21 protein-coding genes are annotated in these 24,755 nt (G+C 51.2%); 9 read left to right on the top strand and 12 right to left on the bottom strand.

Going from position 1 to position 24,755, the window contains the following annotated elements:
- Positions 1 to 27 precede the first annotated feature (27 nt).
- Positions 28 to 306: a hypothetical protein gene (locus HNQ92_RS06255; RefSeq protein ID WP_184172293.1), complete on the top strand. Its 279-nt coding sequence runs from the start codon at positions 28 to 30 to the stop codon at positions 304 to 306.
- 133 nt (positions 307 to 439) lie between these two features.
- Here HNQ92_RS06255 and HNQ92_RS06260 read toward each other — a convergent pair whose 3' ends face one another.
- The 4 genes from HNQ92_RS06260 to HNQ92_RS06275 all read right to left on the bottom strand — a co-directional run bounded on the left by HNQ92_RS06260 (position 440) and on the right by HNQ92_RS06275 (position 4,654).
- Positions 440 to 1,513 (bottom strand): dipeptidase, encoded by a 1,074-nt coding sequence (locus HNQ92_RS06260; protein ID WP_184172295.1) that lies wholly within the window; start codon positions 1,511 to 1,513, stop codon positions 440 to 442.
- Positions 1,514 to 1,594: 81 nt separating this feature from the next.
- A complete protein-coding gene (locus HNQ92_RS06265) occupies positions 1,595 to 2,704 on the bottom strand; it encodes a D-TA family PLP-dependent enzyme (protein WP_184172297.1) in 1,110 nt (369 codons plus the stop codon).
- Between the two features lie 35 nt (positions 2,705 to 2,739).
- On the bottom strand, positions 2,740 to 3,204 hold the full coding sequence (locus HNQ92_RS06270; RefSeq protein WP_184172299.1) for a RidA family protein: 465 nt from the start codon (positions 3,202 to 3,204) through the stop codon (positions 2,740 to 2,742).
- A gap of 145 nt (positions 3,205 to 3,349) precedes the next feature.
- Positions 3,350 to 4,654 (bottom strand): gluconate:H+ symporter, encoded by a 1,305-nt coding sequence (locus tag HNQ92_RS06275; protein WP_184172301.1) that lies wholly within the window; start codon positions 4,652 to 4,654, stop codon positions 3,350 to 3,352.
- A 327-nt stretch (positions 4,655 to 4,981) separates the two neighbouring features.
- Here HNQ92_RS06275 and gyrA point away from each other — a divergent pair, with 327 nt between their 5' ends.
- From gyrA to HNQ92_RS06305, 6 genes are all read left to right on the top strand, one after another.
- The gene (gyrA, locus tag HNQ92_RS06280; protein WP_184172303.1) at positions 4,982 to 7,510 is read left to right on the top strand and encodes a DNA gyrase subunit A; all 2,529 of its coding nucleotides are present in this window, start codon (positions 4,982 to 4,984) and stop codon (positions 7,508 to 7,510) included.
- A gap of 62 nt (positions 7,511 to 7,572) precedes the next feature.
- Positions 7,573 to 9,027, top strand: a complete 1,455-nt coding sequence (locus tag HNQ92_RS06285) for a tetratricopeptide repeat protein (RefSeq protein ID WP_184172305.1) — start codon at positions 7,573 to 7,575, stop codon at positions 9,025 to 9,027.
- A gap of 275 nt (positions 9,028 to 9,302) precedes the next feature.
- Positions 9,303 to 10,430 carry an ice-binding family protein gene (locus tag HNQ92_RS06290; protein WP_246439724.1) on the top strand — a complete coding sequence of 376 codons (1,128 nt, stop codon included), beginning with the start codon at positions 9,303 to 9,305 and terminating at the stop codon, positions 10,428 to 10,430.
- Positions 10,431 to 10,612: 182 nt separating this feature from the next.
- Positions 10,613 to 11,206: a hypothetical protein gene (locus HNQ92_RS06295; protein WP_184172309.1), complete on the top strand. Its 594-nt coding sequence runs from the start codon at positions 10,613 to 10,615 to the stop codon at positions 11,204 to 11,206.
- A 659-nt stretch (positions 11,207 to 11,865) separates the two neighbouring features.
- A complete protein-coding gene (locus tag HNQ92_RS06300; RefSeq protein ID WP_184172311.1) occupies positions 11,866 to 12,453 on the top strand; it encodes a hypothetical protein in 588 nt (195 codons plus the stop codon).
- 191 nt (positions 12,454 to 12,644) lie between these two features.
- Complete coding sequence (locus HNQ92_RS06305) at positions 12,645 to 14,555, top strand: T9SS type B sorting domain-containing protein (protein ID WP_184172313.1); 1,911 nt, start codon at positions 12,645 to 12,647, stop codon at positions 14,553 to 14,555.
- Between the two features lie 276 nt (positions 14,556 to 14,831).
- On the opposite strand, the gene HNQ92_RS06310 is transcribed toward HNQ92_RS06305, so the two are convergent.
- The 4 genes from HNQ92_RS06310 to HNQ92_RS06325 form a co-directional block, all read right to left on the bottom strand.
- Positions 14,832 to 15,890 (bottom strand): alpha/beta hydrolase family protein, encoded by a 1,059-nt coding sequence (locus tag HNQ92_RS06310; protein ID WP_184172314.1) that lies wholly within the window; start codon positions 15,888 to 15,890, stop codon positions 14,832 to 14,834.
- A 134-nt stretch (positions 15,891 to 16,024) separates the two neighbouring features.
- Positions 16,025 to 16,993: a carboxypeptidase-like regulatory domain-containing protein gene (locus tag HNQ92_RS06315; RefSeq protein ID WP_184172316.1), complete on the bottom strand. Its 969-nt coding sequence runs from the start codon at positions 16,991 to 16,993 to the stop codon at positions 16,025 to 16,027.
- Positions 16,994 to 17,071: 78 nt separating this feature from the next.
- Positions 17,072 to 17,506, bottom strand: coding sequence for a helix-turn-helix transcriptional regulator (locus HNQ92_RS06320; RefSeq protein ID WP_184172318.1), 435 nt, complete (start codon positions 17,504 to 17,506; stop codon positions 17,072 to 17,074).
- Between the two features lie 247 nt (positions 17,507 to 17,753).
- The gene (locus HNQ92_RS06325) at positions 17,754 to 18,563 is read right to left on the bottom strand and encodes a 2,3,4,5-tetrahydropyridine-2,6-dicarboxylate N-succinyltransferase (protein WP_184172320.1); all 810 of its coding nucleotides are present in this window, start codon (positions 18,561 to 18,563) and stop codon (positions 17,754 to 17,756) included.
- A gap of 726 nt (positions 18,564 to 19,289) precedes the next feature.
- Between HNQ92_RS06325 and gap the strand changes: the two genes are divergently transcribed.
- Positions 19,290 to 20,306: a type I glyceraldehyde-3-phosphate dehydrogenase gene (gene gap, locus HNQ92_RS06330; protein ID WP_184172322.1), complete on the top strand. Its 1,017-nt coding sequence runs from the start codon at positions 19,290 to 19,292 to the stop codon at positions 20,304 to 20,306.
- Positions 20,307 to 20,396: 90 nt separating this feature from the next.
- Positions 20,397 to 20,582, top strand: coding sequence for a TlpA family protein disulfide reductase (locus tag HNQ92_RS06335; RefSeq protein WP_184172324.1), 186 nt, complete (start codon positions 20,397 to 20,399; stop codon positions 20,580 to 20,582).
- 46 nt (positions 20,583 to 20,628) lie between these two features.
- Here HNQ92_RS06335 and trmB read toward each other — a convergent pair whose 3' ends face one another.
- From trmB to HNQ92_RS06355, 4 genes are all read right to left on the bottom strand, one after another.
- The gene (trmB, locus tag HNQ92_RS06340; protein WP_184172326.1) at positions 20,629 to 21,291 is read right to left on the bottom strand and encodes a tRNA (guanosine(46)-N7)-methyltransferase TrmB; all 663 of its coding nucleotides are present in this window, start codon (positions 21,289 to 21,291) and stop codon (positions 20,629 to 20,631) included.
- 4 nt (positions 21,292 to 21,295) lie between these two features.
- Positions 21,296 to 22,597, bottom strand: a complete 1,302-nt coding sequence (locus HNQ92_RS06345; protein WP_184172328.1) for a bifunctional folylpolyglutamate synthase/dihydrofolate synthase — start codon at positions 22,595 to 22,597, stop codon at positions 21,296 to 21,298.
- Between the two features lie 9 nt (positions 22,598 to 22,606).
- Entirely contained in the window at positions 22,607 to 23,533 is a 927-nt protein-coding gene (locus tag HNQ92_RS06350; protein ID WP_184172330.1) for a hypothetical protein, read from the bottom strand.
- Between the two features lie 110 nt (positions 23,534 to 23,643).
- The gene (locus HNQ92_RS06355) at positions 23,644 to 24,723 is read right to left on the bottom strand and encodes an HU domain-containing protein (RefSeq protein ID WP_184172332.1); all 1,080 of its coding nucleotides are present in this window, start codon (positions 24,721 to 24,723) and stop codon (positions 23,644 to 23,646) included.
- Positions 24,724 to 24,755: the final 32 nt, after the last annotated feature.

A 24,755-nucleotide genomic window follows, 5' to 3' on the forward strand; every position in this document is an offset into this window, starting at 1 on the left:
TAAAATTCGCCACAAAAAAGTACGATCATGAAAAAAAGACCTATAGCACTCGCTGCCTTGGTTATGGTAAGCACGCTCACCTTCACCGGCTGCAACAGCGAATCCGAGCATAAGGAAACCCCTAATTCGGAAACCAACCGCGCTAATGAGGGTGAGAATACCGATGGTGCAAGCCGTAAAGCGATGGGGACAGCCGAAGGCGATCAAAACGAAGGCCTGGGAGATGGGCATCCGGATAACCAGCAGAACCTGCACCCCGATTCGACCCGGGACACCACTCAGAAAAAATTACCGCCCCGGCCCTAAGGTACCTGGCCAGGTACTTCGGTACTCATTGTCAAATGAAAGTACCCCCTACGGAATACGTGTGAAAGTACGTTCGTCGGGGGTACTTGGTGCTTAAGGGGTACTTGGGAGTACAAAAAGTGCCTTTGCTGCGTTAAGGGTTCCAGGCTTTTTCCAGGAAATCGACCCAGTTGCGCCACATGATGCCTTCAATGTCGGCTTCGGTATAGCCCCGTTGGCGGAGTAGGTCCGGGATGGTCTGTAGGTCAGCGATGGAGTCCAGATCCAGCGGACACTGCTCCTTGCCAAAGGCACCGTCGAGGTCGGAACCAATACCCACGTGCCGGGCGTTGCCGGTGAGCTGGCAGATGTGGTCGAGGTGGTCAATGGCGTGCGCTATGGTTACCCCGGCGCTCCGGGGCGTAGTGACACCGCGCACCCAGCCGGGCACCATCATCCAGGCGTCGAAGGCCATGCCGATTACCGCGCCCCGCTTGGCAAGTACCTTGATCTGCTCATCCGAAAACTGACGGTTGTGCGGCGTGAGGTGGCGTACCAGATTATGACTGGCCCAGACCGGCCCGCCATACAGTGCCATAGCATCCCAGAAAGCGCTGTCACATAAATGGGTAGCGTCCAGGATGATGTTCAATTTTTCCATCTCCCGCAACAATTCCCGTCCCCGGTCGTTCAGGGGCTGGTCGGAGTCGGTGCCGTGGGCGTAGATCCCCGGGCCGTAGTGGGCCGGTCCCACGGCCCGCAGACCATCCTGGTAGGCCTGGTGTAAGTGCTCCAGGCTAAGTATCGAATCGGCCCCTTCGAGGCTGAGTATGTAGCCGATCGGTAACTGCTCCGTGGTGTCGGCTTGTTGCCACAGGGTTAGGTGCTTTTGCAAACTAGCCCAATCCCGGATCTGAACCATTTCTCCGGCCTGTTCCATGGCCTGGTACCAGGCGAGCTGCCCCTGCGTTTGCGCCCAGGCCTGCGCCGGTGAATGCCAGCCCGGCAGGGTACTTTGCGGGCTGACGTAGCGGGCGATCTGGGTCGCGACGCAGAGGCCAATGCGGCCCCGGCGCATTTCCGGAAAAGAAACGACTCCCTGGCCGCGGTCGGGCTTGTCGGTGAGCTTCTGCTCCCGCTGGCGGAGGGTGGCCAGCTCCTGGGTCAGGTCGCGGTTCCATTCCAGGGCATTCATGGAAAGATCGAGGTGGGCGTCAAACAAAAACATCGGCCGGGCGGGGAGGAGTTGATATTGATAAAAAAGAACTTACTACAAGCAAGGTACTTCCGGGAAGGTACTTGAAAGTACCTAGTACGTAAGCTGGCGGCTCCGGGCTACTACCTCCCAGGTTTCGCTACAGGTACCTTCCTGAATGACGTAGGCCTTGGCGTGCAGGGCCACCGTAGGACAAATGTGGTAGGGCAGGGCGTAGAGCACATCGCCGGCTTTCATTTCTTCCCACGTGCTGGAAGGTACCTCCACCACGCCGTGCTCTTCGCTCTGGCTGCGGAGGCGGTAGTCGTTCAGATTCAGGAAGCGAAACCGAAGGTCGATGGGATTCTCGGCGGAGACGGCCTTGTGGCCCAGGTCTACGGTCACGATGCCGGGAGACGGCTTGGAAATGACGCGCGTCAGCAATACCGCCGCGTGCTGAAAGGGCTGGTCCAGGAAGCGGTCGCCGTAGCCCCAGTCCCAGAGCAGGCAGGTACCTGGGCTGCAGTAAATACCGTCGCGTAGCACGTGCACGTTAAAGGTAGGTGAGCCGCCCGCGATGATGATCGGGTCGGGGAGCTGGGCTTTACCCAAATTTTGGCGCAATTGATCAATATGACCAAACGCTTGATCACTGTTAGTTTTCCGAACGTCAAAATTTTCGTCCCGAATATGCCCATCGTACACGTGCAGGCCCAGCAAACGCAGGTTAGGTAGTTTGAGCACAAAATGATACAGCGCTTCCAGGTCTTCGTCCACCGGGTGGCCCGAGCGGTCCATGCCGTTGTTTACGTCAATAAAAACGATGGCCGTTTTGTTGGCTTGGTGGTAGTGTTCGTTCAGGGCCGTGGCCGTTTCGCGGCTATCGACCAGTGAGCCAAACTGCACGTGGTGAAAAGCTTCGGCCAGGTCCAGGTACCTCTTGAGGTTGGGCCCTACGAGCTGGTAGGCCAAAAGTACCCAGGTAGCGCCCGCGTCGGCCAGCATTTCGGCTTCGGCAATGGTGGCACACTTAAATTTGGTAATACCCGCCGCCAGCTGCATCCGCACCACTTCGGCCATCTTGTGCGTCTTGACGTGTGGCACCAGGCGCTCGGCGCTACCCGCCAGCTGAATCATGGTTTGGATATTGGCGGCAATTCTGTCGGGGTAGAGGAGCAGCGAGGGGGAAGGTACCTGGTCCGGGTCTTTGAGTTCAAACCACATAGGGAGCAAAGCAGCTATTTACTAAAAATTTACGATCAAACAAGTTCAAATAAAGCCTCGATTTCCACCGGGATGTTGTCGGGGAGGGAGCCCATGCCCACGGCGCTGCGTACACCAATGCCGTTATCCTCCCCCCAAACGGCCGCGAAGAGTTCGCTGCATCCGTTGATGATGTAGGGGTGGCGCTCGAAGTCGGCGGTGCAATTGACCATCCCAAGTACCTTTACTACCCGTTTTACGCGGTTGAGGGTACCCAGGTTTTCCTTGATCGTAGCCAGAATGGCCAGCCCTACCTGACGAGCGGCCAGTTTGCCTTCTTCCATCGTCAGGTCAGCTCCGATGCGCCCTTTGATCAAACTCCCGTCGCTCTGTACCGTACCGTGGCCCGACACGTAGAGCCAGCGCTCATCGACGAGCAAACAGGGTTTATAGACGCCCAGGGGCTTAGGCGCGGGAGGTAGTTCGAGCTTGAGTTGGGAGAAGCTATGTTCCGGATTCATGAGAAAAGGTACTTGTAGTTGATGGATCAAACGAACGGCTGTCGGTTCAGGGCCGTCCCGACAGCCGTAAAGGTAAGCGAATAGGTACTTTCCTGAGACAGCAAAAACAGATAATTATTCGGCAAAGACAAAAGTACCCTGGGTACTAGATGAACATATTCAGGATAAGTACCCCCACGAGCCCCACCACCGACACGATGGATTCCATGATGGACCAGGTCAGGATGGTGTCTTTGATGCTAAGGTTGAAGTACTCCTTGAAAAGCCAGAAGCCCCCGTCGTTGAGGTGAGAGAACATCAGGCTGCCCGCGCCAATAGAAAGTACCATCAGTTCGGGGGGAGCTGCTTCCTGTACCAGCATGGGCGCCAAAATACCCACCGTCGTGAGACCCGCCACCGTGGCCGAGCCCACGCACACCCGGATGATCGCGGCGATCCCCCAGGCTAGTACCAAAGGCGACACGTCTACCCCTTTGAGGCCTTCGGCAATGTACTGGTTTACGCCGCTTTCGGTCATGATCTGCTTGAATACCCCCGCGCCCGCAATGATAAGCAGGATCACCGACACGCCCTTGAAAGCTTCTTCGAACGACTTGGTGAGGGTCGCCATGCGCATGCCGCGCCGGATACCCAGCGTATAGGCCGCAAACAGGACGGATACCAGCATCCCAAAGTAGGGTTCGGCCAAGAGGTCAATGATGGCGTAGCCGGGAAGCAGCGCCTTCACACCCGACATGCTGGTGAGTAAGAAAACCGGCAGCAGGGCGGTGACAGCACTCAGCGCCAGGCCGGGTAGTTCCTCTTTGGGCCGAGGCGTGACGTGGAACAGATCGGGGTCCGGCTGGGGATTGAAGCGCTTAAGGGTACGTCCGAAGATGGGACCGGCCAGGGCAATGGCCGGAATGGCCACGATAATTCCGTACAGAAGGGTTTTGCCAATGTCGGCGTTGATCTGCGAGGCAATGGCCGAAGGCGAAGGATGAGGAGGCAGGTACCCGTGGGCCACCGACAGCGCCGACAGCATGGGAATGCCCACGTACAGCAGGGGCAGGCGTGCCGAAGCAGAAATCATGAAGATGAGCGGTATTACGATGACAAAGCCCGCATTGTAAAAGAGCGGAATGCCAATCACAAAACCGGCCAGGGCTAACCCCCACTGGATGTTCTTGCGGCCAAAGATCCCGATGAGGGCGTCGGTGATGCGTTGGGCCGCGCCGCTGTCAGCAACCAGTTTTCCGAGCATGGCCCCAAAGCCGATGATCAGCACCAAATCTCCTAAGGTACTTCCGACGCCTTTTTGAATGGCGACTCCCACCGAGGCCACGTCCATACCACTGGCGAGCCCCAGCCCAATGGAAACCAGCAGGAAGGAAATAAAGGTGTCGAGTTTGAGCCAGGCAATCAAAAGAATCAGGCACAGAATAGCCAGAAAGGTCAGGAGCAGGGGCATAGCAGAAGAGAGCGTTGATTTAGGGTTGTTTGGCTTTATAAGCGCGTAGGTACTGTTTTTTAATGATAAAACCCGCAAATTGGCTAAAAATAGTACGCAAAGTACCCCCAGAAACGAAGCGCCCGGCCGGGCGGAAACGCCCTCCCAAACCCTGGGTACTTGCCGGATACTCTTTAGGACGATAAGCCAAGGGAGTAATGTTTGTTTTAACCAGTAAAAATCACGAAATTTGGTTGTTTTTAGGGATAATTATTGAACGTTGGCTTCAATTTATGGTATAAAACCCATCTCATCAACTTTAATTCTTCGATTCGTTACTAATTATTTATGGCAGAAACTTCAAGTGGAAACATCATCCCAATAAATATTGAGGATGAAATGCGGGGAGCCTACATTGACTACTCCATGTCGGTTATTATTTCCCGAGCGCTACCCGATGTGCGCGATGGACTTAAACCCGTGCATCGGCGGGTCTTGTTCGGGATGTCAGAGCTGGGTGTAAGCTACAACAAATCATACAAAAAATCGGCGCGTATAGTAGGGGAGGTGTTGGGTAAGTACCACCCACACGGTGATTCTTCCGTGTACGATACCATGGTGCGTATGGCCCAGGAATGGTCGCTGCGGTATCCGCTGGTGGACGGCCAGGGAAACTTCGGCTCCGTGGACGGCGACTCACCCGCCGCCATGCGGTATACCGAAGCCCGCCTCAAGCGCATCGCCGACGAGCTACTGAATGACATCAATAAAGATACCGTTGATTTTCAGCCCAACTTCGACGATTCGCTGCAGGAGCCGTCGGTGTTGCCCGCCAAATTTCCGAACCTGCTCGTCAACGGCTCGTCCGGGATTGCCGTCGGGATGGCCACCAACATGGCTCCCCACAACCTCAGAGAAGTCATTGAAGGCGTAATGGCCTACATTGATAATAATGATATTACGATTGCGGAGCTGATGGAGTTCATCAAAGCGCCCGATTTCCCAACGGGAGGTACCATCTACGGGTACCAGGGCGTGCGCTCGGCTTTTGAAACCGGCCGCGGACGGGTGATTGTGCGGGCCAATGCTTTCTTCGATGTTTCCAAAGCGGGCAAGGAGCAAATCATCATCACCGAGATTCCGTACATGACTAATAAGGCCACGATGATTGAGAAAATCGCGGGGCTGATCAATGAAAAGAAACTGGACGGTATCTCGGACATTCGGGATGAGTCGGACCGTGACGGTATGCGCATCGTCTTTGATTTGAAGAAAGATGCCATCCCGAACATTGTCCTTAATCACCTCTACAAGTATACGCCGTTGCAGTCTTCCTTCGGGGTCAATAACGTAGCGCTGGTGAAAGGACGGCCCATGCTGCTGAACCTTAAGGATCTCATCAAGCATTACGTGGACCACCGCGTGGTGGTGATTACCCGCCGGACCGAGTACGAGCTACGCGAAGCCGAGAAACGGGCCCACATTCTGGAAGGGTTGCTCATTGCGCTGGATAACCTGGACGCGGTGATCAAGCTGATCCGCGAAGCCCGCGACCCGGAAACGGCCCGCGCCGGCCTGATGGGGCAGTTCAGCCTTTCCGAAGTACAGGCCCGGGCTATCCTTGACCTGCGTCTGCAACGCCTCACCGGCCTGGAGCGCGACAAGATTGTGAAGGAGTACGAAGAGATCATGCTGCTCATCACGGATTTGAAAGAAATTCTGGCCAGTGAGATCCGTAAATTCGAGCTGATCAAGACCGAGCTCGCGGAAGTAAAAGACCGCTACGGAGACGACCGCCGGACCAAGATCGAATACGCCGCCGAGGAGTTTAGCGACGAAGACATGATTGCCGATGAGGAAATGCTCATCACGATCTCGCACCAGGGGTACATCAAGCGCACGCCGCTTACCGAGTACCGGACTCAGAGCCGGGGTGGGGTAGGAGCGCGGGGCGTCAAAACCAAGGACGACGACTTTACGGAGCATTTGTTCTCGGCTACCATGCTGAACTACCTGCTGATCTTTACCGAATACGGAAAGCTGTACTGGCTGAAAGTCTACGAAGTACCCGAAGGGACCAAGATCTCAAAGGGACGGCCTATCCAAAACCTCATCAGTATCGAGTCCGGAGATACGATTCGGGCCGTGATCAACGTTCGTACCCTGAGCGACGACGATTACATCAATAATAACTACCTTATTATGTGTACCGAGCAAGGTACCATCAAGAAAACCTTGCTGGAAGCCTACTCCCGGCCGCGCCAGAATGGCATCATTGCCATTTCTATTCACGAAGGAGACCGGCTGCTCAACGTAGCGCTTACCAACGGGGATAACGACATCGTAATAGCTTCAAGTGCGGGCCGCGCGGTACGCTTCAATGAAAAAGGGGTACGGCCCATGGGAAGAACGGCTTCCGGTGTACGGGGCATCAACCTCGACGACCCGAACAATAAGGTCGTGGGGATGGTTTGTATAAATCGTGAAGATGCTCAGCTGCTGGTGGTTTCTCAAAACGGCTACGGCAAGCGCTCACCCATTGAAGACTACCGCATTACCAACCGGGGTGGGAAGGGCGTCTCCACAATGAATGCTACCGAAAAGGTTGGGAAGCTCGTAGCCATTAAAGAGGTTACGGAGCAAGACGACCTGATGATCATTACCCGGAAAGGAGTGGCCATTCGGATGGATATTCTGGACGTGCGCCAGACGGGACGTAACACCCAGGGCGTTAAATTAATACGACTGAACAATGCTGACGAAATATCGTCCGTGACCCGTATTCAGAAAGACGAAACGGAGGGAGAATCCGAAGAGCCTAAACTGGATGGCGATTTGCCGCTGAACGAAGCATCGGATAACGGCGTGGCCGAGTAGCTAGTACAATTTTTATGCAATAAAGTAAGAACCTAATCAATCAAAACCAATCCTTGAATTTTATGAGAAAACTATTTTTTGTTTCTGCGTTTAGCCTATGTAGCATCGCCGCGTTCGCGCAGGATGCCATCAACCAGGCTATGTTGGACCAAGCCCGCAAAGACAAGGAGAAAAGCGATAAAAGCATTTTGGACGAAAAAAGCAGCGCCAAAGCTTCTACGTGGATGGACCGGGCTAAAACCTACGAGAATATAGCTTTGCAGTTTACCGAGCTGGACTCCAATGCCGCCATCACGGCCTACGACTCGTACAAAAAGGTGGTAGAGCTGGACGTGACCAAAAAAGGTGACGCCGGACGGAGTGCCAAGGAAGCCCAGAAGATTCTGGAAGGAGCGGAAGGTTCGCTGTACAATGCTTTTGTCAAGCAGGGGGCCGAAAAGTACCAGGCTCAAAACATGAACGATGCCCTGAAGTTGTTCCAGATGGCGCAGGCGATCAATCCTAAAGATACGCTAGCAGCTCTGTACGGAGGTATCTCGGCCCAGCAGGCGGAGAAGAAAGAAGAAGCGATGGCGCAGTTTGAGAAGTACATTGTCAATGGCGGTAAAGATCCCAGCGTATATTACGGACTGGCCCAGCTCTACCGGACCGACAATAACTTTGACAAAGCCATCAGTACCCTGGAGGCAGGCTTGAAAGAATCGCCTGACAATAAAGATCTTAAGTCGGAGATCGTCAACATTCACCTGGCTTCCGGAAACGAAGAAAAGGCGGTTGCTCAGCTGAGAGAACTGATCGACAAAGACCCCACGAACGTACAGAATATCTCGAACTTAGGTATTATGTACGACAATGCTTATTTAAAAGCAAGCGGCGAAATACGTACCCTGGAAGATAAGATCGGTGCGTCGGGTAGCAAATCGGCTTCGATGAAAAAGCAATTGGAGGAGGAAAAAGGCAAGCTGGAGGCTTTTTCGGGTGAAGTGACTCGTCTGACCGGCCGGATCAAGGCTCAGCCCAAAAATGCGGATCTGAAACGCCAGCTTGATGAAGTGACACAAGCCCGGAAAGACGCCCAGGAGACTGTTAAGAAACTGGAAGCAGATCTGAAAACGGCTGAAACAGCTGCCAGCAATGTGGATAAATCAGGCTTGGAAAAACAACTCGCCGATCTGAAAGCAAAGCAGCAAACGAGCAAGCAAGCGGCGATTGATGCGTATACCAAAGCCCTGGGGGTAGATCCTAACAACTACGACGCTCTCTTTAACTTAGGGGTTATTTACTTCAACGAGGCCGTAGAGCTAAAAAAAGAAGTAGATAACATGAACATGCAGGAGTACCAGCAGCGTGGCAAGGAAGTGGAAGGAAAAGTATGTGGCCGCTTCAAAAAAGCCAAGCCTTACTTCGAAAATGCCGTAAAGGCACGTGACGAAGAAGAAGCCAAGTCAACCCTGGAGACCGTAAATAACGTGCTGGCCCAGTTTGAAGGCAAAAACCTGCAGTGTATAACTGAATAGTAGCGTAAAAGTCAGATTTTTTAAAAAAGGAAGGGTGTCCAAAATAATTGGACACCCTTCCTTTTTTAATGTGTGAATTATGTAACTTTTTTCCTTCCAGATGTAATTTTTACCAGGGTATCGTCTGTACCTTACTGAGGCGTATTATATGTACGTAATTATCTCAACGATACATGAAAAAACAGTTACTGTTGCTAGCGGCCCTTGGCTTGTTAGTAACGCCGAAAACCACATTCGGACAAGCACCGGCTCTTGGAACAACCTCTTCTTTTGCCTTGTTTACGGCAGCAGGAGCCTTCAATAACGTAGGAGCCAGCCAAATAACGGGGGATATAGGTACCAATGTGGGCGCATTTTCCGGTTTTCCGCCGGGTACGGTAGTAGGGCAAATTCACGTAGCGGACCCAACTTCGGCCCAGGCTGCTCTGGATGTGGAGAGCGCCTACAATGAGTTGAGCGCCGTGACCTGCGGATCAACCATCAGTCCTACCTTAGGAGCTGGCCAGGTACTTACTCCGGGTGTGTATTGTATAGGAGAAGTTGCTACTTTAAACGGAACGCTTACACTGGATGGGGAGGGCGATCCTAACGCCTTGTTTATTATTAAGATTGATGGCGCGCTGACCATGGGCGCGTCAGCAGACATCCAGCTGATCAACGGCGCTACCTGGGCCAATGTGTATTGGCAGATCAACGGGCAAGTGGATATAGGTGAAGGCTCTTTATTTAGAGGTACCATTCTGGCGAACGGAGCGATAAATCTTTTGGAAGGTTCATTTCTCGAGGGGAGAGGCCTTTCACGCGCGGGGGCTATTTCGGTAAGCAACGCCCGGGTTAGTAATTCAGTCCTGGCACCGCTGCCCGTATCACTGGTGTCCTTTACGGCCAATGTACAAGACAACCGTACCGTCAGGCTTGCCTGGACTACTTCCCAGGAATCCCACAACAAGGGTTTTATGATAGAACGAAGCAAGGACATGAAAGACTTCGAGAAGGTAGGGGAGGTAGGTGACGTAGCCTCGGTAAGTACGGCGCTAAAAGACTACCGCCTCATTGATCAATGGCCTTATGCCGGTACCAGCTACTACCGTCTCCGGCAAACCGACCGGGATGGTAAGACAACCATTTACCCCGCCATTTCGGTCATTCTTCGGGATGAAGCCTACGGCGTGTTTCCAAACCCCGTTATGGATGATGGATCGCTTACCCTGCGCCTGGATGAACCCGAAACGGCCACGGTATCACTTCACAGTCTAAACGGGTATGTTTTGCCTTTTCAAAAAACGGGAATTCAGGCGGGAAATCTGTTGCTGAAAAGTACCGCGAAACTGTCGTCGGGCGTTTATATCATCCGGGTACAGGAACGGGGCCAGACGCGCTCGCATCGGTTGGTTATCCAGTAGCTAGTCCTATCGTTTAGTTAGTATAGTATTCATGGAGCTTATTTCCTTTCAATTTGAAAGGGGATAAGCTCCATGTCTTTATAGGGCAACGGTCGCTAATGTGCGAGCCCAGGTTGAGGGGAAAGCCGGCCGTGCGTTGAGTAGTTATTTATTTTAGGGTGCTTTTGTATCTAAAAAAATCCATGCGACACACCATTTTACTAAGCCTGCTGCTGGCAGTGGGGCATTCCGCCGCGGCCCAAGAGCCGGCCCTTCAAACCGTTAAAGCGGGCGTCTCGTATATCCTGTTTGGTTCGGGGGATATGACCGGCATCAACTACTACAACGAATACAACCGGCAGCTCAATCGGTTTATGGCTTTCGGTCCGTCGGTTCATCTGGGCTACGGGTCAAGTGATATAGGATACCTGCGCTTTACGAAGGCGTCGTTTGCCCTGGACCCCAATCTTTATTTTTCACCCATGCGGTTTGATCGGAGCAAGGTACGGATAGGCGTCGGGCCATCGTTCCGTTTTCTGTCGGATTCTCATCCTAACGGCTACGGGATCTATTTTCAGGGAGCCATTCCTAATCTACCGTCTAGCATGGAGTACGTCATCGGCCCACTCCAGTACGAGCGCCCCCAAAACTACTGGACCGTTGGTTATACGGTTGTCTTGGAGGCCGAACTTAAGGTAGCTACGCGCTGGATGCTAGGGGCCAGGGCTTCCTTTCAAAGTTATACAAGTGGAGAAACGGCCGCCACGCTGGGCTTGAATGTAGGCTATCTGTTTTAACCGCAAAAAGAGACCTTTACAACCATGCTAAAATGCTTGAAATTCGCGCTGGCTTTTATTCTATGGCTGGGCACAATTAGCTGTAATCCCCTTATTTTTTTCATTTTCTAAGGATATGAAGCAGCTTATAGTTACACCCAACGAGAAAGCGGATACAATTCGATGGGTTAAACCTGAAGAAGTCTTTATTGAGGCAGATGACCGGCTCCGCCTCATCAATAAACGACGCTTGTATACAAAAGAAGGAGTGAAAGAGGTAATCATTACCACTGTTTATGAGCGGTTTACCATAATTACTTAATGTTGGATAAGTAGTAAAGGAGTAAGGAAAGTTAGTTTTTTGAATAATCTATTTAACATAATATAAATTATAAAACATTTATACAAAATAAATAAGCAAAGGGGGTAAGGATGATTGATATTAATTAATTTATATAGGAAATTGATATTATTATAAGTATAGGTATCTTTGGGAAGTCCTTGTATTCACATCAACTTAATTAATAAGCATGAAACAATTAGTACGCATAATTATTTTTTGGGCCGTGACGCTGACGCTGAGCTGTGAGAAACAGGAAGTACCTCGGCCGTAGGAAGCGATTACATTTAACTGTAGCGATAATCTGTCGGCGTACTACTGCCGGGCTCAGGTACGGGGCATGGATCTTTGCTACTCAACCAACGACCCGCTGCATTTTAATTACGGCTACCTGGGTTCGTCTTACGTGACGGGCAGTGATACGATCAGCGTCAAGCCGGGCGATGGCGTCAGCGCTCTGGGCCAGACCATCACCATGGGAATTGGCAACGTGGGTATCACCGAGCAAGGCGCGCCCATAGATCCGCCCCCTTATCACTTCTACATTCAAACCCCGGCCTTCAAAAAAGACCCTATCGCTTTCCTGAGAGAGGAATTTGTGGTGGGCCGGAAGCTGGACTTCGATGTTTCACTGGTACCCCTTGAAAAGCGTACGGCTGAGTTTTACCGTACCAAGTACCATATTAATTTATGGGTCTTATATCCAGACCCGCCGCATTATAGCCGAAGGAGTATGCATTTAACGAGTTCACGGGAGCAGGATCCCGAAACGGCCTACCTAAAAGTACTGGAGTTTGAAGAGCGCGAAGATGGCTCTTTCGACTTGGCGCTAGCCTTTCGTTGTAAACTGTACGGGGGTATCCATGATAAAGATAGCAGACTGTTTGGGGAAGTAACCAACGGAATTATACGGTTGAATCTGAAATAGTAAGCTCTACCCTACTGCATGGCAAAGTACCCCAAGAAACTACCTTTCTCGGGGTACTTTTTGTTAAAGATCTTCTGTACCAATAACTGTTACTTTGCCTGCCACAGCAGGAATTAATCTGCGTATTGTCATTAGATACAGATTTTCAGTACTTTTAAGTATGAAACAGTAGTTGGTATAACGGTAGTGGTATGCGAAAAATAGGTTTACTCTTTCTGATTACGGTACTACATCTGAGTTTTGGGCTCCCAACGGCGCGGGCCCGGCATATTGTAGGTGGCGAATTACGGATGCGACCGGCCGCCCTGGCCAACCAGTACGAAATCATCCTGACCCAGATTTGGGACGAAAATACCCTCACGATTGGTACCAACGGGATGAACGGAAACCGCGACCCAACGGCAGACATTCTCATCTACCGGAAAAGGGATCATCAACTAATGAATCAGGTAACGCTGCGGTACACAAGCTCCCAAAATATCAGCTACCAGAACAGAGCCTGCGCCGTATCCCGAGCCCTAAAAACCCTCATGGGTACCTACCGAGGTGTAACCGTAATGAATCAAGCTGACTACAACGACCCGGCGGGCTATTACATGGTCTGGGAGCGGTGTTGTCGGAATGAAGACATCAACAACATCGTTGCTCCGGGAGGCAGCGGCATGACGTTCTACCTGGAATTTTCGCCCCTCAGCATCCAAAGCGCTTCGCCGGAGTTTAGCGCGCCCAACGGCGCCTACATTTGTAAAGACCAGCCCTTTAAGATGAGCATGGCTGCCCGCGACGACGACGGCGACGAGCTCCGCTACTCGCTGGTGACGCCCCTGCGCGGCCATACCACACCCAGCCGGCCCACGGGCGACGCCACGCCCAAAAACGGTTTCTATCCCGAGGTAGTTTGGGAAGCGGGTATTTCGGCTCAGAATGCCATTCCGGGCAATCCCGCCCTGAGTATTCATCCGCGCACGGGCGAGCTCACCGTGACAGCCAGCACCTTAGGGCTGTATGTATTTGCGGTCCAGTGCGAAGAGTACCGCAACGGCCAGCGTATCGGGCTCGTTCGGCGCGACTTCCAGCTGCTCGTGATCGAGTGTAACCCTACCACCCCACCCGACCCCCTGGTTACCTACCAGCAGCAACGCGTGGAGCGGCTCGAGTTTTGCTCCGAGCGCCCATTGACCCTGGAAACCTCCGACTCGCCCGACTGGGCCTACCAATGGCAGCTCAACGGACTGAACCTCGTGGGTGAAACCAACGCCCGCATTACCGTACAGGACACGGGTCGCTACTCGGTGGTCAAGAGCTTCAGGACCATCTGCTCGCGCGATACGGCTTCGCAAGTCGTGGAGGTCATTTTTGGGCAAGACCCTCCCGCGGTGATCAACCGCGACGCGGAAATATTTTGCCAGGGAGATCAGCTCCGGCTCTTGGCCAACGACGGCACCAAAGTACCTACCTACACTTACCAGTGGCAGCAGGGTACCCGAGCGCTCACCACCACCGATGCTTTTTGTGTAGTAGAGCAAGCAGGTACCTATCGGTTACTAATTACCGACGAAGCCAACGGCTGCCAGGCCAGCGATAGCGTGGCCATTGCCGTAGAGTCAGTAGAAGCTACCCTACCGCCCCGCCAAAGCGTGCAGCGCGGTGGCTCGATCCGGCTCGTGCCCACAGTGAGCCCCGGTGGAGGTACCTACGAGTACGCGTGGACTCCCACGCCGGGGCTGATCTCGGCTACGGACTCCGTTACCACGGCGACGCCCTCCGAAACCACCACCTATACCTTCACCGTGACGTCTCCGCTGGGGTGTCAGGCGGAGGCCAGCGTGGAGGTACTTGTGTTTGATAAGGTTTACATTCCGGACGCCTTCAGTCCCAACGGCGACGGTATCAATGACCTCTGGGAGATCCGCAATGCGCAGGATCAGCTGGAAGAAATCAGTGTCTATAACCGCTGGGGTGAGTTGGTGTTTCACGCTAAAAGCTATGAAGTACCCTGGAACGGCCGCTACCTGGGTGTGCAGGTACCCGGAGGTACTTACCAGTACAGCATCAAAACCATCCACCATCACTACAAAGGGGCCGTTTTGGTGATGTATTAGTCCGGAGGGACTTGTCGGTAGGTACTTATCCACCGCCCATGTGCCTTGGGGTGTTAATTGTCTTAAAATTAGGTAGTTAACAATCCACGTGGAACGTTTTACTGTTAATTGTTTGATAGTGAGTGCTATAGGCTCAAAAAATAAGTACCGGCAAGTACCCTTGGAAGAGGTACCTGCCGATACTATCAGCCAGCTCAAGGAGTTATCAGTCTTCGCGAAGCTCTACGGTAGCCCCGAAGGAGAAGAAAGGTACAATTTAAAAAGGTACAGCAACCTTCACGGGTAGGATTTGACAGACTTTTGCTCTACCCAGGCCAATATTTTATCAACATAACTGGGACTATCTGCTTTCCTATTTTCGGAACTACCTAAATAATGATTGCAGCCTACGCAAGTATCATAAACTAAATTTGTCTTTCCTAGACGCAGAAATTCAAGTCGAACATAATCCAGCCCGTAAATGGGTGAACTGTCATCCTGGCTGGCAGCAATCATATAAATTGGAATCGTCAATTTGCGTAACTGCTCAAAGGGGATGACTGTGCCGAAACTCGCCCAGCGCAGGTAAGAATGGCCACCTGTTTCTTTATCCGTCTCGGTCGGATTTTCATAAATTTCTGCAATGCGCCTAAAAGAAACTTCCACACTATCCTGAGCCTGCTGCTGGCTTAGCTCACCTTTGGCAGCTTTGATGCGCCATTTAATGATTCCATCATACAGTTGATTAAGTCCACTTCCGACAACAGAGGCTATGTGGGTAACCCGCTTATCTTCAGCTGCTAGCGATGGAACTACCTGTCCACCTTCGGAGTAGCCATAGGCCACTATTTTTGTTTTATCCCAAAAGCCATGCTTAATCAAATAACTTATAACAGCCTGGGTCGCCTGCACGCGCCAATATAAACTAAGGCGTTTCGTATATTCCTTAGAAGGCTTATGGGCGAAAATAACTTGTGACGGATTCTTTTGATACTCTGTGACAGTTAGATCGAGGTTCAAAGTATCACAAAAAGAGGTGCCTGGCTTGCCAAGGATGATATAGTGATACCTGTCTTTCGTCTTGCTGAATAATTCTTCATTGAAAGTAGTGGGTGTCGTTACAAATCTATTTCCCTGAATATAAAGGCATAAGGGAAGCCCCCCGCTACCATTGACTTCAATAAATAAAGGTGCTTTTAATCGGATATTTACGGTATCAACATAAAATTGGATTAGGCCTAATTTCTTGTCATTGATTGAAAATTCCTTTAACCCGTACCCCTTAGGTGTTACAGACTGAGCTATTATTATATTTTTAATTGACAGTAGAGCAATTAATAGTAATATGTTTCTCATGAATTAAGATTTATAGTAAAGGCTGGCAACTCAGATATCGCCACAAAAAGACGCATTCAGGTGATAAGAGTTGCATGCAGGCTTTAAAAAACCAGGGTTTTCCTACCGGTACTAACAGCCAGCTCAAGGAGTTATCAGTCCTCGCGAAGCTCTCCGGTAGCCCCAAAGGAAAAGGTACCGAACGCATCACCTTCCAGTCCCCACCCCCGGTGAGGTTCCCATTTGCCACCCCAGGCCGAATAGGCACTGTAAGAAGTACTACTTTTGGTCATAGGCACCATGGGCGCTACTGGGTAGCTACGGGCTATTTTCAGTTTTTTTGTGCTTCGACGGTTTTTTAAGTCATGCTTCCCAAACTCGTACGTCTTGAGCTCATGGTACACCGAGTCGCGGCTTACGTAGCCCACGCACTCCATTCCCACCCACAGCCCCTCGGACGGGAAAACGATCCCGTACTGGGCCACGGGCTGAACAATCTCCTTTTGGGTATCCGTTACGTCGATCACGAGTTGTTCGGGCAGTAGATCGCGGCCCGGCAGTCCACCCGGTGTGGCCGCCAGCGCCCGGAGCCGAATCCGGTAGCGAAGCGGTACCTCGGTATGTTTACTTCCCCTCATCCTTAGTAAGTATTTTAGTTGGCTGAGGGTTCCATTCAGATCCTGCGGATTTGGCAAAAAGGTGGCAATACTTATACCGGAATTAACGCTTTCCGAGTGTCCAAAATTTCGCTTTTTAAAGGCCTGATCGGCAAAGCCAACTTCCCGTAGCGGTGGCTTACGTTCACGGGGAGCTTTGACCACTACCTCCCGGAGCTGGGTAGCTACTGGTACCAGCCATAGGGTATCGTGGGCCATAAAGTCCGACCGGGAAAGCAGCCTAGGTTGGTAGCCGAGGCAGGAAACGGCAACGCTGTCGGTGGTAGTTGGTACGCCGAGACAAAAAGTACCCCGATCCGAGCTGTAGGTGCCGCTGGCGAAGGGCCTCGTGACCACCGTAGCGTAAGGAACGGGCTGGCGGGTATGCTGATCTACAATTACTCCACACTTATTCTGGGCCTGGGTGAAGCCTAAGGTAAATACCAGCAAAAAGCAAGGGAGCTTCATACATTGCGAAGAAAAGAATGTGGATGTAATTAATTGTATTTAGTCTAAATTAATATAGTAGATTGACTAACAAACTAGTTAACTTGACTTGTATTCCTTAAAGGTGCCATCGGAGTAAAAAATCAAAATGCGCTCGATTTCTGGACGAACGGGGCTCTCTGGCTGGGCTCTGAGGTTTGTTTGGTTGGTACTTGGTGCGGGCAGGCTTTCTCTGCGCGATTCTAAGCCCCTGGTATGGGGTCGGTTTTGGGGGTACTTTGGTTCGTAGATTTCTGATTTTAAAGCGCTTGGACCGCCCGAATAAACGGTTTCTTCTTCGTCGTCCAAAATCCAATCCAGGCCAATATCCGGGTACCTTTTCACAATTTTCTGGATAATGTCCAAACTAGGTCGGTTTCGGCCCGCCAGAATGTGGGAAATGCTAGATCGCTGCACGCCGATCTCATCGGCGAAGTGCGAGGGCGATACATTTTTGTCAACCAGGATCTGCTTAATCTTCTCGTTTAATTCCATACATACACAGCGATAATAGATGTTTACAAAAGTAATCAAATAGATTTAATTCACAAATATAAATAAACCACATTGGTAAACTATTTAATAAGGTAAATGTAAATTGAGAAAAAGTGAGTTTACTTTTGTAATTTACAGAATTCATCAGCTGCTACGATGTCCAGAGTGCACAAAAAAAGACGAAGCCATCACAGCCCCGTCTTTTTAGCAATTTAGTATTCTAAATTGGAGTTGAACGAGTAGTTTACTAAACTATCACGTTGTTATCGCGCAAGGCGTCGTTCAGCGAAGTCTTCAGATCGGTGCTCGCCTTGCGCTTGCCAATGATCAGCGCGCAAGGTACCTGGAAAGTACCCGCTGGGAATACCTTAGGCAAAGTACCCGGAATCACCACCGAGTCGGCCGGTACGAAGCCTTTATACTCGACCGGCTCCGAACCCGTGACGTCGATGATCTTGGAACTACCCGTGATGGTCACCCCGGCTCCGAGTACGGCCCTGGCTCCGATATGTGCTCCTTCTACCACAATACAACGCGAGCCGATGAAGGCCCCATCTTCCACAATTACGGGCGAAGCCTGGACAGGCTCAAGTACCCCTCCGATGCCTACTCCCCCGCTCAGGTGCACATGCTTCCCGATCTGCGCGCAACTACCAACCGTGGCCCAGGTATCTACCATGGTGCCCTCATCGACGTACGCGCCTATATTGACGTAGGATGGCATCAAGATCACGCCTGGCGCCAGGAAGCTGCCGTAACGCGCCACGGCGGGCGGCACTACCCTCACGCCCAGCTCGGCATAGTTATTTTTAAGGTTCATTTTATCGTGGTACTCGAAGATACCCGCTTCCAGTACCTCCATCTTTTGGATGGGAAAATAGAGAATGATGGCTTTTTTTACCCACTGGTTGATCTGCCAGGTACCATCCGATTGGGGTTGGGCGGCCCGCAGTTCACCTTTATCTACTTTTTCGATGACCGCTTTAATGGCCTCCACGGTTTCGGTTTGTTGCAAAAGGGAGCGATCTTCCCAGCATTGTTCAATAATTGATTGCATAATTGATTAGAGTGAAAGTTTAATTTAAGGTATTTAACTCATTCATTTATAGGAACTTATATTCTATTTAAATATTAAATAATGATATGTAGTTATTGATTTTTGAATTCCAGCATACCTCACTCAAACTATATTCTTCCTTTTACATCTTGCATGCTTCATCTACTAGTTGCTACATTCGTTTCAAAGCTACTCATCTCACATCCCTACTAGCGATTCAGAGGTACCTACATTCTCTTTTAAAGAATCATTATCGCTTTTTCGCGCTTACCCACGCAAATTATTACATCGATACTTTTGCTTCTTGTACGGTAAGAATAGCGTAGTACTAGATGGATAACTAAGCGGTAAGTATAAGTAAGTACCCTCCGCGTGGCCGTTTGGAGCAAGCTTCGTATGGATGATTTCAATCGTAAAGATAGGTAAACTCAAAAGCGAAGGGTCTACCCTACCAGGAATTATTATAAGCATGTACTCTTAAGGGAAGTATTAGGAAATAAAGGTAACTATATACTATTATTTTTAGTAAAAAACAAAACTAAATTAGCAAAATACTAACCAAAATATTGCTAATTACTAAATATGATAGTTAGTATACCTTATGTGCATTAGCACTCTATGGATTATAAATTCTTCTCAGCAGCAGGTTCGGCTGAAATATCTATTATTTTACTTCTAGCGTATAGTTTAGTATTTTTGCTCCCTGAAAACATAACCTTAATGAACATGGCAAAAGTTAAAGTAGCGATCAATGGTTTTGGACGGATTGGCCGTCTGGTATTCCGTAAAATTTACGACATGGAAGGCATTGATGTTGTAGCCATCAATGACCTAACCAGTCCCTCCGTATTGGCTCATTTGTTGAAATATGATACAGCACAAGGTAGATTTGAAGTAGATGTAAAAGCAACGGACAACTCCATTGTAGTAAATGGCGAGGATGTTGTTATCTACGCCCAGAAAGATCCCGCTCAAATTCCCTGGGGCAAGCATGAAGTAGACGTAGTACTGGAATGTACCGGTTTCTTTACCAGCGATGAGAAAGCATCAGCACACATCACAGCCGGTGCCAAAAAGGTAGTTATTTCTGCACCAGCTACGGGAGATTTGAAAACCGTTGTTTTCAACGTAAACCATGACATCCTGGATGGCTCAGAAACCATCATCAGCTGCGCCTCATGTACTACGAACTGCCTCGCTCCTATGGCGCAGGTACTTGACGAGCAGTTTGGCGGCATCATCAACGGACTGATGACCACCATCCACGCGTATACCAACGACCAAAACACGCAGGATTCTCCGCACGCCAAAGGGGATCTAAGAAGAGCACGCGCGGCCGCTCAGAACATTGTTCCTAACAGCACGGGCGCCGCTAAAGCCATTGGTTTGGTACTTCCCAATCTTAAAGGCAAGTTGGATGGCTCGGCCCAACGGGTACCTACGCTTACCGGCTCACTCACGGAACTGACCTGTATTGTAGGGAAAGAGACTACCAAGGAGGAAGTAAATGCGGCCATGAAGGCAGCAGCCAACGAAAGCTTTGGCTACACGGAAGACGAAATCGTGAGCAGTGATATTATTGGCATTGGCTTTGGCTCGCTCTTTGACGCCACCCAAACCAAGGTACAGAAGATTGGTGATACGCAACTGGTGAGAGCCGTGAGCTGGTACGACAACGAGATGTCCTACGTATCGCAGCTGGTACGTACGGTACATTACTTCGCCAACTTGATGAGCAAGTAATCCAGGTACTTGGAAACTTTTTGTTTGGAATCAAAGTACCCCCGGTAGCTGCCGGGGGTACTTTTTTGTGGGTGGGTCTCCCCTACCTTTTTGGCACATTCTACCCTACCTACGCCACCCGTCCTGGAAGGGGGTACTTCGTTTTGGGAAGCTTGTCAACTCAGCAGCATTCCACGCTACATCCTGATCGACCAGGAAGGCAAATTGGTGAAGGTGACTGCACCGGCTCCCTCCTCGGCTCAAATCCGGGAAGAAATAGGTCGACTGCTGCGCTAGTTTTATAGCGCCCCCAAAGTACCCAAGGAAGTGCCCGCGCTTTTGCCTACTTTTCTACCCGGGCTTTGATGTGGTGGACCGTAGAGCCTTTATTGACGAAAATGCGCTCGTAGTGGGTGACAATGCCGTGATGCTCTTCCAGCAGCGGGGAGGTGTAAAGATCAGCGGTATGGGCGAGTAAGGTGTAGTCCGGATGCGCGGCGAGGGTTCGCAAACTATATTCATAGAGAAACACGCTGTCGGTTTTTAGGTGAAAAATCCCCCCCGGCTTGAGGTACCTGGCGTACTGGGACAAAAAGGCCGGATTGGTAAGGCGTACATTTTCTTCGCGTTCCCGCACGCGCGGATCCGGATGAATCAGCCAGATCTCGCTGATTTCCTGGGGCACAAAAAATTCGTCGAGGTACTTGATGCCCGCCCGCAGAAAGGCTACATTGTCCAATCCTAGCTCCAGGGCTTCGCGGCTCCCCTTCGCAATCCGGTCTCCCTTGATATCAATTCCAATAAAATTTTTGTCCGGAAATCGTTGCGCCAGTCCCAGGGTATATTCCCCTTTTCCGCAGGCTAACTCCAGTACCAGGGGATTGGCATTTTTAAAATAAAGCTCGTTCCAGCGGCCCTGAATGGTGGTGTAAAACTCCTTTCCTCTTTCAATGACATTCTCAACCTGGGCAACAAAATGAAAGCGTTCTAATTTTTTTCTTCCCACTGGATTACAAACTAGTTAAATCAGCCACAACAAAAGTACTACCTCCGACGTACAGGACATCTTCCGGCGAGGCCTCCGCAAAGGCCATTTTCAGGGCCTCATTTACTTCCGGAAACACTTCCCCCCTAAGCCCATGCTCCAGGGCCCGCAGTCTCAATTCAGAGGCCTTCAAGGCCCTTTGGTTGGAGGGTTCGCAAAAGTAATAGGTAGCATCGGTGGGAAACAAGGGAAGAACGGAAGAAATATCCTTGTCGGCTACAAAGCCCAGGATAAACCGCCACTGCCGGGCGGGCAGGCTAAGTACCTGCGAAAGTACCTCTGAAAGGCCCGCATGGTTGTGGGCTGTGTCGCAGTACGTCAGGGGTACTTCGGCTAGTTTTTGCCAGCGGCCTTTCAGGCCCGTCGTGGCCACCACCCCAGCCAGGCCCGCGTAGATGGCCTCCCTAGGTACCCCGAAGCCCCGCTCCCGAAGTACCTCAAGGGCGCAAAGTACCCCTAGGATATTTTTCTGCTGGTAGGTACCGGCCAGGTCCAGCGTCAGGACAGGATACCTACTGAAAGGCTCCCGCTGGGGTACCACGTCCAGCTGCAAGCTACCTTCGTGCAGGTGGGCATTTTCCACCCTGAGGTAGTGCGAAGCAAAATAAAGGGGGGAATCCTGCTCAGATGCGACCCGCCGGAATACCTCGTTCACTTCCTCCAGGGTACTTTCACTCACCACAATAGGTACTTTGGGCTTAATGATCCCGGCCTTTTCGAACGCGATTTTGGGCAGGGTATCGCCCAGGTACTGCGTGTGGTCGTAGCTGATGTTAGTAATCAGGGCCAGCTCCGGCGTGATGATGTTGGTGGAATCCAGCCGCCCGCCCATGCCTACTTCTACCACTGCTACATCCACGCCCTGCTGCGCAAAGTAGTGAAAAGCCATGCCCACGGTTGCCTCAAAAAAAGAAGGCTGAATGGCTTCGATGTAGGTACGGTGTTGGGTGACGAAGTCGGCCACGTACGCCTCTTCCACCGGCTGGCCGTTTACTCGGATACGTTCGGTGAAGGATTTTAAGTGAGGAGAGGTATACAGCCCTACCTTATAGCCAGCCCGTTGCAGCACCGCCGCCAACATATGAGAAGAACTCCCCTTGCCGTTGGTACCGCCCACGTGGATGGACCGAAAACTCGTTTGGGGGTCGCCTAGGTACTTGCAAAGCTGGCGGGTAGTATGAAGGCCCGGCTTGTAAGCACGGGCCCCTTGATCTTGAAATACAGGCAAACGACCGTAAAGATACGCAGTCGCTTCTGGGTACGTCATAGGTACTTTTTAATTGGCGCGAATCTTGAACGTGATGGTACCTTCGGACTCATCCGGCACGTTGGCCGACTTGGCAATAAAGGTAAGGGCACGTACCGCATTTTTGTATTGGTTCACCACTGAGTAGTCCGTCACGGTGGTACTTTGGGTAATCACATTTTTGACCCGACCGTTGCGATCCACGAATATTTTGAAAGTGATATCACCGGTCGCATCCGATTTATCATTGACAACCGGAGGCCGTGACCAGCCCCAGCCGTTGAGGTTAAGCCCCACGTTGGTTCCGCCACCACCGCCGCCACCGTTGTAATTTTTAGAATAAAGGCTACCATCCTTGGCCCCTTTATCGCCTACACCGCTGGCGTCGTCGCCGTTGTTGTTACCACCTACCCCACTCTTAGTACCCGAGGTACCATTGCTGCCGGAGCTACTGCCCGAGGATTTTTTGAAAAGCGCATCGTTATTGATTTTCTTTTCGGGCTCCGCTTTGGCCACGGGAGCCGTAGCGGGGGTACTTGCGCTGGTTACTTTTTTGGGCTCGGGCTTCTCGGCTTCTTCTACCGGGCTTTCCACGCGTGATGCAATCACCTTTTCGGTAGCGCGGGTGGTTGGTTTGGTGGGCTCGGGACGAGGCGTGGGGGGAGTAGGTACAGTGCGAGGGGGGGTAACGGCTTTCTGCTCCCGGGGTTCGTCGTCCCGGCGCATGTTTTCGGCCACTTTGGAGTCATTCGCCTTGTTGAAGGTCTGGATATTGCCACTACCTACTTTATCAACACCGTAGTTTACTTCCAGAAATAATTCCATCGGTACCGCTTGGGGCGTGGACCGACTCAGCCGGATAAAATAGAACGTAGTAAGGACCAACAGCGTGATGCCAATGGACATGGCCCAGGAAAGGGCGATGCGTTGGCGGTCTTCGGCGTTTACGGCTAACATAAGCTTGAATGATTTTTTGGGAATAACGTAAAAGTAGAGCTGTTTCGTGTAATAACAAAAAAAGGAGCCAGAAGGCTCCTTGAATGCAAACTATGACTACGAAATAGCCCTTATTTTTTCTTTTTCTTTTCGTAAACCCACACGCCTTTGCCTGCTACCTTTTCCAATTGCTTCAGCTCGGCGTAGGCGCTTTTTTGGGTATCAAATCCCGCAGCCGATACTTTGATCAGTCCGCGGCTTTCAAGAATATGTGCTTCCGGATAGCCTTGCCGCTTCAGTTCCACCAACAAATCTTCGGCGTTGTCAACTTTATTAAAGCTACCGGCTACCAGCTGGTAGCGCTTACTCTTAGCGAGGTTGGCTTCGGAATGTACTTCCGGAGCCTTTGCTGCCGGAGTAGCGGGTACGTACGCCACGGCCAGCAAGGTGGGCACTTCCTCCTTCGGCGTTTCAACGGGTGAGGCCGAAGGGTTGCTTACTGACTCCACAGCGGGTACTTGCGCGTTGGCAAGTTCCGAGCCAGGTACTCCTTTTTCTACCATCGGCTGAACGTAGTCGATCAGGCTATAAAAAGGATTCAGGGAACTCAGGGTGCTATCCGAAACGGTAGGGGCATAAAAGGCACTCACGTAAAAAGCCAGGCCCACCACCGCGGCGGCCGCAGCCCAACGCACCCAGCCCAGGGGCCGCATGATCGGGCTCGTCTCTACCGCTTCCTGATCATCGGCCCGGATTTCTTCGGCATTTAGCTCTGGCTCAGACGCAGGCTGCTTTAACTCCATGGCCTTAACATCCTGAAAACCATACCATTCCGAGTTAAAGTTTTGCGAAAGTGTAGGCTCAAACACCAGTTTTCCTTCGCTATTGGTACGAAACGCCCCGATTCCATTCACCTCGGCGACTCCTTGTTGCTGTAGCTGGTTCCGAAGTCCTTCGGTATATTGCTTCACGTACCCCTGTGCTTCTTCCCGCGCCATGCGCTCGTTTTCGGAAATAAAATAGGTCAAAAGCCCGTCGTCGAACTTAAGTACCTCGTTGAAAGCGACACGTTTTTGGGAAGGAGTAAAAGTACCTTGGCGGCTATTGTACTGAGCCTGAACCTGGTGCGTCAATAACCCCCCAAAATCAGGGATGATCACGCAATCTTGCTCGTAGAGTAGCTTCCGGAGGTACTTGTCAACAGCAACCATAGCTTCCTGTGGGGGTTTAGGGGTACAACTCA

Origin of the sequence: Rhabdobacter roseus (assembly GCF_014202275.1) — a bacterium.
Taxonomy (GTDB): domain Bacteria; phylum Bacteroidota; class Bacteroidia; order Cytophagales; family Spirosomataceae; genus Rhabdobacter; species Rhabdobacter roseus.